Source organism: uncultured Alistipes sp., assembly GCF_902388705.1.
In the GTDB taxonomy this organism is placed as follows: Bacteria; Bacteroidota; Bacteroidia; order Bacteroidales; family Rikenellaceae; genus Alistipes.
On record NZ_CABMQJ010000010.1, the window covers coordinates 1 to 15143 of the forward strand.

Below are 15143 nucleotides of genomic sequence, written 5' to 3' on the forward strand. Positions count from 1 at the left end.
GGCCTGCCGCTAGCGTTCATCCTGAGCCAGGATCAAACTCTCCATTGTATAAAATTATAAATGTTTTGTTAGAGTCCTGACTATTCGTTTATCCTTATAAAAGGAAATTGACAGATAAATACTACATTTCTTTTTCTCTCAAAATATAACCAGTAATTCAAAGAACCAGTTGAAAAAATCACGCATTTTACAATGCGAAAGGACTGCAAAGATAAGTCATCTTTTTTAATCCTGCAAATCTTTTTTCAAGAACTTTGCGAATTTCGAAAAAACCTGTTCACAGAGAGCCTCAAGCTCCTTTATTGTAAACTTTCAGTCTTTGTAAGAACAACCGTTTTTCTTAAACGCGGATGCAAAGGTAGCGACTTTTTTCGAACCTGCAAGTTTTTTTGCATCTTTTTTGCATAAAATCTTAAATTTCTTCAAAAATGACTTTTCCACCTATATATATAATAAAGCAGCAGAAATAACACCGGAGCAAATGCACGCCCTTATGGCAGGAAGCATCCGCAACAACAGCAGTTCAGCACCTGTTTCTCCCGAACCGCAGCGCGGAATATACTTCGGGCCCGGTGGTAAAATCGGAACGAAACCTGCAAAACAGAGATTTTTTACTATTTTTGCGTCAGATTATTCAACAATTACCCAACGGACGTGAACTTAAAAAAAATATCGCTGCTCATTCTGGTGCTGCTCATAGCAGACCAGGCGCTCAAAATCTGGGTCAAGACCCACATGCACCTCGACGAATCGATCATAGTCTTTCCGGATTGGTTCCAACTGCGGTTCATCGAGAATAACGGTGCGGCTTTCGGCATGCATATCGCAACGAAAGGGGGATTCGACTGGGGGAAACTGCTGCTCGGGATTTTCCGGCTCGTTATGGTGGGCTTTATCGGCTGGCTGATGTACCACCTCACCCACCGCCGCAAAGACACACCCAAAGGAGTCATCGTCGGTTTGGCGCTGGTCATGGCGGGAGCCCTCGGCAATATCATCGACAGCGCATTTTATGGACTGCTCTTTTCCGAATCGACTCCGTATACGGTCGCACACTTCGGCGGCCACTATGCGGGATTCATGATGGGCAAAGTCGTCGACATGTTCTACTTCCCGCTGTTCCAGTGGAACGGCGTACCCCGATTCCTGAATTTTTTGGTCGACAGCAACAATTACTTTTTCGGGGCAATCTTCAACCTGGCGGATGCCTACATATCGGTCGCAGTCGTCTATATACTTCTGTTTCAGTACAAATTCTTGAGCAAGTAGATTTTTTTCACAAAATTTGTTGGTGATTCAGAAAAAAGTGTTACTTTTGCACACCGCAATTCCAATAATGCCCAGGTGGCGGAATAGGTAGACGCGCACGTTTCAGGTGCGTGTGCCGCAAGGCGTGCAGGTTCGATTCCTGTCCTGGGCACGGTAAAACCCGTCAGAGGAGTTTCTCTGACGGGTTTTTTATTTTATCTCGCTACCATCCCGGCAAAAACAACATTTACAGTATAGAAAAAAGCACTGAAGAATACGCCCATTTTTCCATGTCATCGTATCAATTCGCCCTGACGAAACAAGCGGCATTTAACTTAATTTTGCTTAAAATTTTACGACATGAAATCGAAAGCATTTAAAATGCGGCTGAAACCGGGCATGGAAGAAGAATACCGGAAACGACACGACAAAATATGGCCGGAGTTGACTCAACAACTGCGACAGGAAGGTGTATACGACTATTCGATTTTCCTCGACAGGGATACCAATACATTGGTAGGCGTACAGAAAAACAGAGGAATAGCCGGCTCCCAGGAGATGGGCGCCAACGAATTGGTGCGCAAATGGTGGGACTACATGGCCGACATAATCGACGTGAATCCGGACAACTCCCCCGTTACCGTCGAACTCCCGGAAATGTTCTACATGGAATAGATACGGACGGAGCGGCGCCCGCAGCCGCGCCGGCGTCGACACTCAACCGTTACATGCAACTTTGTATTCGGACGGAGAACATCCTACGTATTTTTTGAATATTGCCGAGAAATAGGCAGCGTCTTCGTATTTGAGGCAGAATGCAATCTCCTTGATACTCATCTGCGAATTGAGCAACATCAGTTTCGCCTTTTGCAGTTTCAGTTGCGTGATATAGTGTGCCGGAGAAACATTCGTGTATTCCTTGAATGTTTTTCGGAACCAGGAGTAACTCATGTTAATCCGTTCGGCCACCTCTTCGGGCGTAATATTTTCAAGCATGTTCTCGCGCATGATGCTCCGGGCCCGGTCTATCTTCTCGGCGCCGGAATTGCTGGCGGAACAGTCGTTGCTGTCGTAATAGATGACATAGGCCAGTATGCTGTTGGCAATCGACGCCAAAACCTGCTGGCAGCCCGTCTTTTCCTTGAATGCTATTTCCAGGGCCTCTTTATATTGGTCGATGACATGCTCCCGAAGGCCGATTTTGTGAATGGTTTTGCTGCGGTTAAAGAAGCCGTTATTATACCGATCGTCTATATGCGAACCGCGGAAGCCGATCCAATACTCCTGCCATCCGTCCTTCTTGTCCGGATAGTAACTGTGCCACGTATACGGCGGGATGGTGAGCATGCACCCGCCCTTGATTTCAACACGCTTTTCAGGCGTTTCGTGGTACCAGCCCCGCCCTTGCGAAATGTAAACCAACTGATAATTATCGAGCACACGGCCCCTGCGAATGTTAAAAAAATAGTCGTCCGGATGCCCTGCCGAGGGGGGGGGTAAATCGAATACCCGGGTTCGATATAATACTCCCCGACATTGTCCACGGTTATCCCCCACGACCTATCCCGTTCACTGCTGATCAGATATTTGAAAGAAGTTGTTTTCGACATATTCTATATTGTCATCGGATTGATTCACCCCATAAAAAGGCATAAATCGGTGTAAATATAAACATTTTTCCGATTCGGCACACCGGCACGTCGAACATTCGGCCGCAAAAACACCCGCCGCCTTTATCCGGCAGGCAATGGTCGGACTTCCAAACAACACAGCCGCAAAGTATTCCATCCGTTCGATAAAAAAGAGCAGAAAGACAATCTTTCTGCTCCCAAAAAACAAAATGCCCCCGGTGGAACGGTCTGCCGGATTCCGTTCCATAAAACGGAATGGCACCAAAAAGACAGCCCTAATCCCTGAAAGACGGGAAATCCCTCCTCCCCGGGTCAGATATCCAAAACCGGAATCTTACGCAAGTCAGGAAATACGGAGATGCGCAACAACGTGGCGCCCATCGGTATCAATTCGACCGCACGCTCTTCGCCCATGTTTATCACGGAGGGGATATCGGGAGTGAAAACGCCGCGGTACAACTGCCAGTTCAACACTTTCGCAGCGTGCACTTTCAGCCGTATCGGTGTCTTTTCCGGATCCCACAACCGGGTGTAATCCCCGCTTTTCACCTCTTCGATACGGCTTCTGTCCGTAAGGGCGTAATTCCATTCGGAAACGGGCGTGAGGAAATACGAACGGAATTCAATTCCGTCGAACATCCTCTTCTCGATGATTTTCGCATCGGCCGTCACGTTCAGTGCGAACAACAAGGGCCCCCTGTACACCGACAGGCCGTTATAGGGCATCTCCACAAATTGAGGTTTCATCGGCAGGCACAGTTCCACAACGTCGCCCTGCCGGAACGTCCGGCGTATTTCCGTAAAAGAGCCTGCTCCGCAAAACAGATGCTGCGGCCGGCCGTTGACACGGATCGAAGCATCCCGACACCATTCGGGGATACGCAGCCAGAAGGAGAACTCGGTGGGACGGGCGACATCCACTGTAAAACGGATATGCTCGTCGAAAGGATAATTTGTTTCTTCGCGGATCGTGACCTCGCGGCCTTTCGCGCCGACCTGCGCTTTAAAATCCGAGGGCGCATACAGTACAGCGGCAATGCCGTCCTCCCCCTTCTTCATCCACTGACGTGAACAGAACAGGGGAATCATGCGCGTCATATTGCCATTGCAACAGGCAGGGCCGTGTGCGACACGGTAGGCCATGCGATCCTGTCCTCCGATATAAGTGCAAGGGCTCGAATTCTCCCGGGCGATGACCTGGTTGGGGCTTCCGTAATACTGCAAGGCCTTGAAATCTTTCGTAACGACTCCCATGGCAGCATTAAAACATATCTGCTCCATCAGATCGGCCCAATGCACATCCCCGGTAGCCTGCAGGAAATACCCCAGCATCCATTGAGCATCGCTGATGTCACAGGTTTCATGCACTTCGTTGGGGCGGTTCCAGTCGTGCGCTTCGTTTCCGGAAGGTACCCCGTCAGCCAGTCCGTGATAGGCATACACCTTTTTCAGCCCGTGCAACGCAGCATTCAGGTACTCTTTTTTCCCGGTGTTAATATAAAGAATAACGGGAATTTTAAGCGTTTCGGAGGAGCTTACGGAATGGACGATCGGCACCTCTTCCGAGGCGAAAGCCTGCATCGTGAAAGGGCCGCCCAGTTCGCAGAACGTTTTATAGGTCTGCTCGGCCTTGTCCAGGAAGAATGTATCCCCGGTTTTCTGATAAAGCCAACACAGCATTTCGATATGCAGCATGGTGCGTTCGTTGAAATCGAAATCGTATCCGTCGATCTTTATCAACAACTTGCTGCGCTCCGCATTTTTATAGTGGCGCGACAACGCCTCGATAATCCGGGAGTCACCGGTCGCGGAGTATTCCGCCATAATCGCCCGAAAAAAGACCACGTGGGGCCAAAGGTTATCCAACTCGGGGCCGAGGAAGCCGTCGGGCCGCGCATTTTGCAACTGGTAATCGATCCAATCCCGCACCTGCTGTGTCAATTCCCGGTCACCGACGAAATAACCCAGCCGCAAAGCGCCGTCAGCCCAATACGCGGTCTGCTCATAATCGGCCCAATGGCCCATCCTCTTCTCTTCGGCGGCGCCCCAGCCCTCCTTATCGAAAGGATGGCCTGCAACGCGGATATGGCCGCTCAACCCCCGGCTCTGGGCGATCAGCACCTCTTTCATCCAACCGGCCGGCCTGACCTGTCCGATGCCCGTTTCCTGCAATACCGAATAATCGGGTTGCGCCTCCGTAACCGTACACAATCCCAGCAGGATGATGCTTGCAATGATTTTCTTCATGTAATCCGAATAAAAACGTTAGTTATGAGAAACGGCACCGCCGTTCCGATAGTCGGCACAAAAATAAGATAACGGCCACGCCGGAAGATAACCGAAAATGATTTTATCGCAGGACGAATTGACATTGTCGGGACAGGCAATGACAAGACAACCCGGCACCGATATCCCACTCCCGGCACAAACAGTACCGGCAAGCACAGGCAAACCCGGCACGAATACGGTTGCGGGGCAGACGCATCCCGACACAAAACGACACACGCAACACAATTACAACCTCGTCCGGGACACGTCCCGTAAAACTCGGATGGACAAACACAGACACTCCGCATTCCGGTCAGAATACCATGCCTAAAAATCAAATTCCACAGGGGGTATTCCGCAATTAAAGGGCATTTTTGCAACGACAGACAAAACAAATTCTAACAGAAACCAGACATGCTGAAAACCATCCTCGTAGTGGCCGGGCTTCTGTGGGCATACGTCCTGCAGGCCAAGACTTTCGAACTGAAATCCCCCGACGGGGAGATAACCGTCACGGTCGATGTGGCGGAAAAAATAAGATATTCGGTTTACGGCAGCGGCAGGCTGTTGCTGGAGAACAATACGTTGGGGCTGCACTTGCGCGACGGTGTCCTGGGCCGGGAGCCGCGACTCATCCGACACAAAAGCGGCTCCGTAGACCGCAGCTTCACACCCGCCGTGGCTTTCAAATTCGCGAAAATCGCAGACCGCTGCAACACGCTCCGGCTCGACTTCCGGGGCGGGTGGGCCGTGGAGTTCCGGGCTTACGACGACGGCATGGCCTACCGCTTCGTCACCTCGTTCAAAGGTGACACGGAGGTACTCTCCGAAGATTTCACCCTGAACTTTCCCGGCCACTACTCGGCGGTATTGCAGCAGACCGGCGGATTCCGGACAGCCTACGAGGAGCCGTACAGCATCGTCGCGACCGAGGATTGGCTGCCCGGCGATCGGATGTCCGTACTGCCGGTACTGCTCGACACCAAGCAGGGATTCAAAATACTGATCAGCGAATCCTCGCTGACCGACTATCCCTGCATGTTCCTTTCAGGAACGGGAGAAAACGGCATGGCGGGCACATTCCCGAAAGTCCCGCTGCAAACGGAGGAGTCGGGGGACAGGAGCATGCGTATCCTGAAGGAGGCCGACTACATCGCACGCACAGCGGGAACGCGGGCATTCCCGTGGCGTTATTTCGTCATCGCAAAAGACGACGGACAATTCGTCGAAAATACGATGACCGCCCGGCTCGCCGAAGCGCAGGCGTTCGGCGACACCTCATGGATCAAACCCGGACAGGTCAGCTGGGAGTTCTGGAACGCCGCGTCGCCCTACGGGCCGGATGTCGATTTCGTCGCCGGATTCAATACGGCAACCTACAAGTATTACATCGATTTCGCCGCGAAATACGGAATCCCCTATATCATTATGGACGAAGGCTGGGCCCGCGATACGCGCGACCCCTACACGCCTAATCCTGCGGTCGACGTCCGCGAACTTATCCGCTACGGCAGGGAGCAAGGCGTCGGCATCATCCTGTGGATGACATGGCTGACCGTAGAGAAGAATTTCGGAATGTTCGAAGAGTTGAGCAAATGGGGTGTGAAAGGCGTAAAAATCGACTTCATGGATCGCAGCGACCAATGGATGGTCGACTATTACGAACGGGTCGCGGCCGAAGCGGCCCGTCATAAAATGGTCGTGGCTTTCCACGGCTCGTTCAAGCCGGCAGGGCTGGAGTACAAATACCCGAACGTACTGGCCTACGAAGGCGTCCGGGGCATGGAAAACATGGGCGGCTGCACACCGGCCAATTCGGTCTGGTTTCCCTTTATCCGCAACGCCGTAGGCCCGATGGACTACACCCCGGGAGCCATGCTCTCCATGCAGCCCGAATCGTATTGCGGCAACCGTCCCAACGCGGCCAGCATCGGCACGCGGGCTTACCAGATGGCACTTTTCGTCCTGTTCGAAACCGGGCTGCAGATGCTGGCCGACAATCCGACGCTCTATTACCGCAACGACGAATGCACCCGTTTCATCAGCCAGGTTCCCGTCACGTGGGATGAAACCCGCTCGCTGAATTCCGTCGCCGGGAAACATGCGGTCGTAGCCAAGCGCAAAGGCGGCAAATGGTATATCGGGGCCATAAACGGCAGCAACGAGGGCCTCGAGCTCGAAATCCCGCTCGATTTTCTTACTCCGGGCAGGAGGTACGACTTGACCGGTTTCGAGGACGGCCCCAATGCCTTCAGGCAGGCGATGGACTACCGACGGATAGAACGCGAAGTCGCCGCCGGCGACAAGCTTACGCTGAAAATGGCACGCAACGGCGGCTGGACAGCGGTAGTCGAATAATCCTACGCACACGATATGCACCTCACCCCGGAAAATCCGAGATTGGATTTTCCGGGGTGATTGCTTTCCATGATTTCCACCTATACAGAAAATCCAATCCCACCGGCAGACGACACGACATCATCAGAAAACCCGGCAGCTGGCCCCTCCCGTTCGGGAAAACCGGAACCGCCACGCGGCAGTCGTTCCGGAAAACGGGCAGCACTGCCCTGCAAATGCCCGGCGCAACGAGCCCAATGCAGGCACCTGTGTAAACAAGCTCTCACGCCAAAAGCTGTCCCATAAAATAAGGGCGGCCGCGAAAATCGCGGCCGCCCTTCACACCATACGACAGAGTTTACTCCAGCAACAGTTTGCCGGTAACGGAGCGAAACTCGTCCACACAAAGCGCATCGGGTTTGTAAAGCGTGGTATACTCCACCTCCGAAGTCATGTCATAGCCGTCCAGGACGGTCGACATTTCTTCGACAGGCACCTGCACTTTCACTTCAGCGCCCTGGTTGTCGGTATACACCACCTCGGTGGCAAACGCCCCGAGAGTCGTGTCGATTTCCCACCATTCGATGACGGGCCGACCGTTCTGCACGGAAAAAGACTTGACCAGGCGGTTGCTGATAGCAGCCTTGTACTGTTCCCCGTAACTCTTGCCCGTAACGCTCACCGGAATGGAGCGGTTGCCCTCGGCATCATAGGTATAAATATTGAAATTGTAGGAGTTCTCCGGCAGGGCGATCTCCTTTTTCAGCCAATATGACCCACCGGACATATCCACCGGAACATCTACGTAATCGGCATCGAGATTCCAGCAGATGCGGCAGTTCGTAACCTTGGGATCCGAGTTGCAGAGTCCCTCTACAACCAACCGGCTGTCGCCCGAATAGACGGTCACGTCCTGTATTTTCCCGGGATAGACTATCTCCTTGTCCCCGGAAATCTTCTTGTATTCGTCCATGTCCGTACAGGAAAGCAGCCCGCACGCCACACAGCACGTCAACAGTGCATTTATAACGGTTTTTCTTTTCATTTCGGTCAATACGTTAAATGGATAATAATTACCGCGGGTCGCCGAACAAGTCGATCTCCTCGATACCGTAGTGGGTATCGCCGCCCCAGTTCTGGATGTGCTTAATCCGCACGTAACGTACTTTCGGCAGGTTCTCGAGCGGGAAAATGAAATCGAATCCCTTGATTGCCGCCTCCTGATCCTCGCGGGACTGCTGCCCGTAGGGGAGCTGCGAAGGTTTCTTGTTCTCAAACGACCCGAGCAATACCCAGTTGTCGAAACTGCCGTCGGGATCGGGATTCATCGTGCCCCATATCTCGAAATAACGCATATGCTCGCCATAATAGAACATGGGCTGCCCGTCGACTTCATACCGCCAGTTGAACAGTGTCAGACGGCTCAACTTGGCTGCAACGCCCATATCGAAGGTCGAAACCTGGGGCTTCTCGGGATTGCCGGTATCGAGCCTCGTCAGCCAGCGTTCGTGGTTGGTGTAATCGTAGATATTGTTCCACATACGGTCCATTTCGAGCCAGCCCGGCTGTTCCGGCTGCGCATCGCCCGGCAGGTTATAAGCACGGAACTTGGATTTATCGAGCATCTGTTCGAACAGCGGTTTGACTTCGACATAAAGCGTATCCGTGTAATTGAGGAAACGGTCGCGCACCGTAAAGCGGAACTCGTAGTCGAGCGTATCGAGCCCGCGTTTCGACACCTGAATCTGCGGCTGGCTCGATTCGACGCCCTCGACATACTGCCACTTGCCCAGCGAATCCTTCTGCATGATTTCAATCGCCACGACCTGCTGCGTCGGATTCTCGGCATTGATCTGCATGCCGGAGAAATCAGGCAGGATATTCAGGCTACGCCGGACGCCCCATATCGGATTTTCGAGCGGCTTCACCTGCACCGTAACGGGTTCCGAAGCAACTTCGCTCCGGTTGACCGCATACACGCTTACGTCGTGGGTATCGGTATCGCCGAATCCGTCGAGGGTCATCGTATTGGTATAATACGAAGCCTTGATCTCGCGCGTCGCGCCCGAATTGAGCTTATAGACGGCTTTGACATATAACAAATCCTGGTCGGCGGGCAGTTTGTAGGTGATCTTCACCTGTCCCGGCTGATTTTCGACCCGGATATCGGATACCGTGCCGGGAGGAGTCGAATTATGTCCCATCGGCTCCAGCTTGTCCTCGCTGCAACCCGAGGATAGAATTGCAAAAAGTGCGATTACAAAAATAGATGTTTTCATATCATTCAATTTTTCCGGTTAATTACCAGCCCGGATTCTGCACCAGATTGGCATTTACGTTCAACTCCTTGGTGTCGATCGGACTCAAATAGTCGCGCGGTGCAACGAACGAACGGTTGTAAATCGTCTTCACCTGATAATAGGCCACCGCCTGGGACTGGTTGATGTCCCATCCCGTGATCGGCTTGTTGAAATAGTCGGTAGCGAGTTTCCACCGCAGCAAATCCCAGTAACGGTGTCCCTCGAGTGCCAATTCGATGAGGCGTTCCCTGCGGATAATCTCGCGCATGCCCTCTTTCGTATTGGGTTTGGTCGGGTTCTTCGAATAATTCTTCCACGACTCCTCGACGGTGCCCAACCCGGCGCGTTTACGCACCTCGTTCAGGTAGAAATGCACGTCCGCTACCGGTCCTTCCGCTTCGTTAAGCGCTTCGGCATACATCAGGTAAACCTCCGCAAGGCGGATTTCGGGCCATGCGTATTCGACTACGCCGGTCGTCGTATTTCCGAAACCGGACTCCCAGTGTACGAGTTTCTTGGTGAAGTAACCGGTCGAGGAGGTCGCACCGTTCACCACGCCTGCACCCAGTTGATTTCTCTTGGCTTTCAGCACATAGGTGTCGACATCCGAACGCGACGGATGGTATTCCATTATCCATTTGCCGCCGTCGAAACCGATGTCGGCATAGAAACGGTTCTCGCGGTCGAAATTAATCCGGGCCGTCTGGTAGCCCTGTTCGAAATTATAACGCTCATCGGCCGTCGCCGTACGCAGTTCATTGATTTTGGTGAAATTAAGTGTCTTGTCCTCGTCGATGGGCACGCCGTTCTTCGTATAAAACTCTTCGACGATCGCCAACGTAGGAGCAATGCAACCCCGGACGGTATTGATATTCATACCTCCGTCGAGCAACGGCATGCAAGCATTCTGCAACGCAGCCCCGGCACGCCCGCGGCCCCCCGAACGGCCCCAGACGACCTCCTTGTTCCATCGTTCGCAAATCGCCTGGCGGATGCTCAACTGGGTTTTGGTCGTTTCGGAGATTTCGAACGGAGCGTCCTTGAAATAAAAGAGCTCGTGTCCGGCACTCTCGGCGCTTTCGATCGCCTCCTTGGCTGCATCTGCCGCCAGGGCCCACTTGTCGGGGTCGGGATCCGGCGTGAAGAGCAACTCTCCGTCGTGGTTCCGGAAATTGGCATAATCGCTGTTGCCGTTGAACTGCGGACTGGCTGCCAACAGCAGCACTTTCGCTTTCAGGGCACGGTTGATGGGCTTGGTAATACGTCCCAGCTCGGACTGTTTGTTAGCGATAACCGACGGCAAATCGGGGTTGCACTCGTCGAGCAGGTCGACGATATACCGGACGCACTCGTCGAACGGCCGGCGCTTCACCTGCACCTCCTCGGGCGAGGCCGACACCGGCAGGTTCTTGTCTACAATCGGAATAGGACCGTAAGTGCGCAGCAGGTAGTAATGATAGAAAGCTTTCAGGAACTTGACCTCCGCAATCCAGCGGGCGCGCTTGTCCACGGTGAGGTCGGCGACCTTGGAGGTATCCTCGACATTCTCGAGGAAAATATTACAGTCGCGGATGGCCATGAACAACGGATAGGTATAGTCGCTGCCGCTCCAGAAATTCGGCTGCGTCCTGTCGGCGCTGCGCACACCTTTGGCAATGTAGTCCCAGGCCGGAGAAGCCACGTGGTTCGGCATGTTCAGCCAGATCTCGTCACCGGCGGTCATGCCGATATTGCCCGACGGCTCACCGGAACCGGGCAGGTAGGAATAACACGTGAAAAGGAACTTCTCCGCCTCCATCGCGTTGGTGAACGCATGGTCGATAACGGGTATGTTGTCCGGCACGATGTCCAGAAAACTGTTGCAGGAAACAGCCAGCAAAGTGCAGCAGGCAATCCCGCAGGCTTTTATTTTTTCCCGAATCGGGAATTTGATTCTTTTCATATTACTCGATTTTTAATTCCCATTATAATCCCAGCGTAATGCCGATATTGAACACGCGCTGGAGCGGATATCCCAGACCATTGGCTCCCATTTCGGGATCCCACAGCTTGAAATTGCTGACGGCGAACAGGTTGGTCGCGTTCACGTAAACCCTCAATTTGGACATGCCGATTTTACGCGCCGCCTTTTCGGGAAGGTTGTATCCGATTTCCACCGATTTGAGGCGAAGCATCGCACCATTGCGCATCCACCAGGTCGACACCTGCGTATTGTTTTCATTGATACGGTCACTCAAACGCGGCCAGAATGCATACAGATTCCGGTTGTCCTCCGACCAGTGATTGTCTGCAATCACACGCAGCAGACCGTTCTGGTTGCCGTTCTCCCCGGCGCCCGTCTTCATCACGAAAGGAGAGATGTCGCCCGGACCGATGAAAATCGAAGAGCGGGCCGAACCTTGGAAGAAGAGGCTCAAATCGAAATTCTTGTAACCGATCGTGCCGCCGAAGCCGTAGTTGATTTCGGGAGTCGTCGGAAAACCGATCGGAATCTTGTCGGCTTCGGTAATCTGACCGTCACCGTTGATATCGCGGTACTTGATATCGCCGGCAGCAACCGGGATATCCCCGAATTTTTGAGTCGGCGAGTTGGCGACTTCCTCGTCATCGACGAAAAGGCGCTCGGCGACATAGCCCCAGGTCTGGGCGAAAGGATACCCTACACGCGAACGGTAGTATTCGTTGGCAGGATACTGGGGTTCGTCGTATACCGTGATTTTATTTTTCGCATAGGTGAAATTACCCCGCAGAGTCGTCCAAATGCCGCTGCGGAAGAATTTGCTGTAATCGGCCGAAATGTCGATACCGTGCGATTCGGCCTCGCCCGTGTTCGCCTGGACGGTGGCGTGGAGGCCCATCGTACCGGGAATATAGGTACGGTCGAGCAGGATATTCGTACGTTTCTGCCTGTACCCCTCGACGATGATATTCACCCCGGCGATATTCATGTCCAGGCCGACGTTCAGCTGCCGCGACTCCTCCCAGCCGATTTCATAGTTGGCGTAACGCTCCATGAGTACGCCCGGCCGCGAATACAGGAAATTCTCGCCGAAAACCTGCGAGCGGTCGCCCGTTTCATTCAGGTTGACCCGCGAGAGGTAGAAGAAGCGGTCTTCGGCCCGGCCTATCTGGTCGTTGCCTATCAAGCCGTACGAGGCGCGGAGTTTGAGTTCGGAAACGACGTTCTTGAGCGAACCGAAGAATTTCTCGTTGGAGATTACCCAGCCGCCGCCGATCGAGGGGAAGAATCCCCAGCGCTTGTTCGGGGCGAAACGCTCGGAACCGTTGTAACCGAAGTTGAATTCCAGCAGGTAACGGGAGTCGTAACCGTAGGTGAAGCGTCCCGAAAGGCCCAGGTTGCGCGAAGGAAGCGATGCCTCCAGCGATCCGGCGTTGCCGACGATCGAATGGCGGATCGTACCGATCAGCATGCCCGTCACCTTGTGCCGGTCGGCAAATGTGCGGTCGTAATTAATCACGGCCTCGCCGTAATATGCGGTGCTGACTTTCTTCTCGCCCTCGCTGTAGTTGAGATACTCGGTACCCGGCGTACCGATCGAGTTGTTGCTACCGTCGTTGAAAGGTGCGAGCACCACCCCCTGCGAGGTGACATTCGCCTTGTAGAAGAACGGATTGTACTGCCGCGAGGTCGTGAAGAACGAGTAACGCTGGGTATATCCCATGGCACGCGCAGTAAGTCCGGGAACCCAGAAACCGAAATCCTGCTTGAATTCGATCTGCGCATTGATGGTCGATGAGTTATTCACCTGATAACCCGATACCATCTGTGCATAGGGATTCTTGTAAAGCACCTCCGTCGAGTTGGGTGTCAGCGCGCTACCGAACATTGGATGCGTCGTATTGGGCGAATAGCTCTGCGGATAGACGGCGGGGAAAGCGACCGGGTTGGCGGCCATTGCCGACCTGAAGATATTCTCGCCGCCCCCTATCGGGCCTTTATAATCGTCGAACTGGGCGTAGACACGCACGGTAGCCACCGTAGTCTTGGTCAACTGCAGGTCGGTATTCGAGCGAATCGAATAGTTTTTCAGGCTGATGTTGTTCTTGAAATCGTTCTTGTTGTCGTTGCGCAGCACGCCGTTGTCGATGTTGAATGTCCCGGCCAGATAGAAGCGTGCGACCCGTCCGCCGCCCGAAAGGTTCGCGTTGAAACGCTGGTTCATGGTCGAGGGCTTAATCAGCTGGTCGATCCAGTTGTTGTTCGGATAGAGCACCGGGTCTGCACCGCGACGGGTCTGCTCGATTTTGTCCTTCGAATAGGTCAGCGGCGACTGGGGATTACGCGTGAGCACCGCCTCGTTCGCCAGTTCCATGTAGGTGATGTTGTCGGCAAAACGGAAATTCTTCGTATTGGTCGAAATGGAGTTTTCAGCGCGGAAATTGAACTGGGTTTTCCCCTCCCGGCCGCTCTTGGTATTGACCAGGACAACGCCGTTGGCACCGCGTGCGCCGTAAACGGCCGATGCCGTAGCATCCTTGAGTACCGAGAAATCGGCGATATCGTCGGGTTGGAGCCGGGCCAGGTCGGTACTCGACGATTCGATGCCGTCGATCAGAATCAGCGGGTCGACCTTGCCGGCACCGAACGAACCCACGCCGCGGATAAAAAACTCGGCATTGTCCTGTCCGGGCTCGCCGCTGCGCTGGTAGGAAATCATACCGGCAATCTGACCGCCGATCATCGTCGTCAGGTTGCTCGTCGGGCCTTTCAGTTCCGACGGCCTGACAGTGGTTATGGCGCTGACAAGGCTCTCTTTTTTCTGGGTGCCGAAACCTACGACGACGACATCCTCCAGCTCCTGTGCAGACTCTTTGAGGATAACCGTGAGAATACGCCGGTCGCCGACGACCAGTTCCTGGGGTTCATATCCCAGAAAAGAAAAAGCGAGGACGGAATTTGCATCCGGAGCCTTTATCGAAAACTCGCCGTTGCTGTTGGTGATAACGCCCGCGCCGGAATTTTTCACAACGACGGTCACGCCGGACAACGGTCCGCCGTCCTCGTCCACGACGGAACCGGTAACCGTAATATCCTTTTGAGAAGGAGAGAATGAATTCGGAGCCGCTTCACCGGCGGGAGCTGCAGCACTGCCGCTGCGGGGTGCACCCGATGCCGGTTCTGCCGCAAACAGGGACGACAGGCAGAAAACGGCCGACACGAGCAGCAGACCCGTCCTGCGCCCCCACGGCTTGCCCGTCTGGCGGAAAATCATACCAACATTCGTAAATCTTTCACCATAAATGCGATTTTTAGACATAACATTGATAGGGTTAATAATTAATATAGGTTAGCGTTGAAAAGTCCGGTCAGACAGCCGGACGCATTACAGTACGGAAA

The 15143-nt window shown here is 53.5% G+C and carries 9 protein-coding genes and 1 tRNA gene; 4 read left to right on the top strand and 6 right to left on the bottom strand.

Features of this window, described 5'->3' with window-relative positions:
• The first annotated feature begins 654 nt into the window (after nt 1-654).
• The 3 genes from QZT71_RS04995 to rhaM all read left to right on the top strand — a co-directional run bounded on the left by QZT71_RS04995 (nt 655) and on the right by rhaM (nt 1923).
• Nucleotides 655-1269, top strand: a complete 615-nt coding sequence (locus QZT71_RS04995) for a signal peptidase II (RefSeq protein WP_295913335.1) — start codon at nt 655-657, stop codon at nt 1267-1269.
• A 69-nt stretch (nt 1270-1338) separates the two neighbouring features.
• Nucleotides 1339-1420 (top strand) — tRNA-Leu (locus tag QZT71_RS05000).
• A 188-nt stretch (nt 1421-1608) separates the two neighbouring features.
• Nucleotides 1609-1923, top strand: coding sequence for an L-rhamnose mutarotase (gene rhaM, locus QZT71_RS05005; RefSeq protein WP_295913339.1), 315 nt, complete (start codon nt 1609-1611; stop codon nt 1921-1923).
• A 42-nt stretch (nt 1924-1965) separates the two neighbouring features.
• Here the strand turns inward: rhaM and QZT71_RS05010 are convergent, their stop codons facing one another.
• Nucleotides 1966-2688 (bottom strand): AraC family transcriptional regulator, encoded by a 723-nt coding sequence (locus QZT71_RS05010; RefSeq protein ID WP_295913343.1) that lies wholly within the window; start codon nt 2686-2688, stop codon nt 1966-1968.
• 503 nt (nt 2689-3191) lie between these two features.
• Nucleotides 3192-5126: a beta-L-arabinofuranosidase domain-containing protein gene (locus QZT71_RS05015; protein ID WP_295913346.1), complete on the bottom strand. Its 1935-nt coding sequence runs from the start codon at nt 5124-5126 to the stop codon at nt 3192-3194.
• Between the two features lie 435 nt (nt 5127-5561).
• Between QZT71_RS05015 and QZT71_RS05020 the strand changes: the two genes are divergently transcribed.
• Complete coding sequence (locus QZT71_RS05020; RefSeq protein WP_295913348.1) at nt 5562-7505, top strand: glycoside hydrolase family 97 protein; 1944 nt, start codon at nt 5562-5564, stop codon at nt 7503-7505.
• 337 nt (nt 7506-7842) lie between these two features.
• On the opposite strand, the gene QZT71_RS05025 is transcribed toward QZT71_RS05020, so the two are convergent.
• Genes QZT71_RS05025 through QZT71_RS05040 form a run of 4 tightly spaced genes read right to left on the bottom strand, consistent with a single transcriptional unit; the run spans nt 7843 to nt 15063 of the window.
• Complete coding sequence (locus QZT71_RS05025; protein WP_295913350.1) at nt 7843-8529, bottom strand: DUF4998 domain-containing protein; 687 nt, start codon at nt 8527-8529, stop codon at nt 7843-7845.
• A gap of 28 nt (nt 8530-8557) precedes the next feature.
• Nucleotides 8558-9763 (bottom strand): DUF4959 domain-containing protein, encoded by a 1206-nt coding sequence (locus QZT71_RS05030; RefSeq protein WP_295913356.1) that lies wholly within the window; start codon nt 9761-9763, stop codon nt 8558-8560.
• Nucleotides 9764-9785: 22 nt separating this feature from the next.
• Nucleotides 9786-11726 carry a RagB/SusD family nutrient uptake outer membrane protein gene (locus QZT71_RS05035; protein ID WP_295913359.1) on the bottom strand — a complete coding sequence of 647 codons (1941 nt, stop codon included), beginning with the start codon at nt 11724-11726 and terminating at the stop codon, nt 9786-9788.
• 22 nt (nt 11727-11748) lie between these two features.
• The gene (locus QZT71_RS05040) at nt 11749-15063 is read right to left on the bottom strand and encodes a TonB-dependent receptor (protein WP_295913361.1); all 3315 of its coding nucleotides are present in this window, start codon (nt 15061-15063) and stop codon (nt 11749-11751) included.
• Between the last annotated feature and the right edge of the window lie 80 nt (nt 15064-15143).

Coding starts and splice junctions, on each gene's coding strand:
- QZT71_RS05020 (WP_295913348.1), top strand. CDS start 5,562: ATGCTGAAAACCATCCTCGTAGTGGCCGGGCTTCTGTGGGCATACGTC.
- QZT71_RS05015 (WP_295913346.1), bottom strand. CDS start 5,126: ATGAAGAAAATCATTGCAAGCATCATCCTGCTGGGATTGTGTACGGTT.
- QZT71_RS05025 (WP_295913350.1), bottom strand. CDS start 8,529: ATGAAAAGAAAAACCGTTATAAATGCACTGTTGACGTGCTGTGTGGCG.
- QZT71_RS05035 (WP_295913359.1), bottom strand. CDS start 11,726: ATGAAAAGAATCAAATTCCCGATTCGGGAAAAAATAAAAGCCTGCGGG.
- QZT71_RS05030 (WP_295913356.1), bottom strand. CDS start 9,763: ATGAAAACATCTATTTTTGTAATCGCACTTTTTGCAATTCTATCCTCG.
- rhaM (WP_295913339.1), top strand. CDS start 1,609: ATGAAATCGAAAGCATTTAAAATGCGGCTGAAACCGGGCATGGAAGAA.
- QZT71_RS05040 (WP_295913361.1), bottom strand. CDS start 15,063: ATGTCTAAAAATCGCATTTATGGTGAAAGATTTACGAATGTTGGTATG.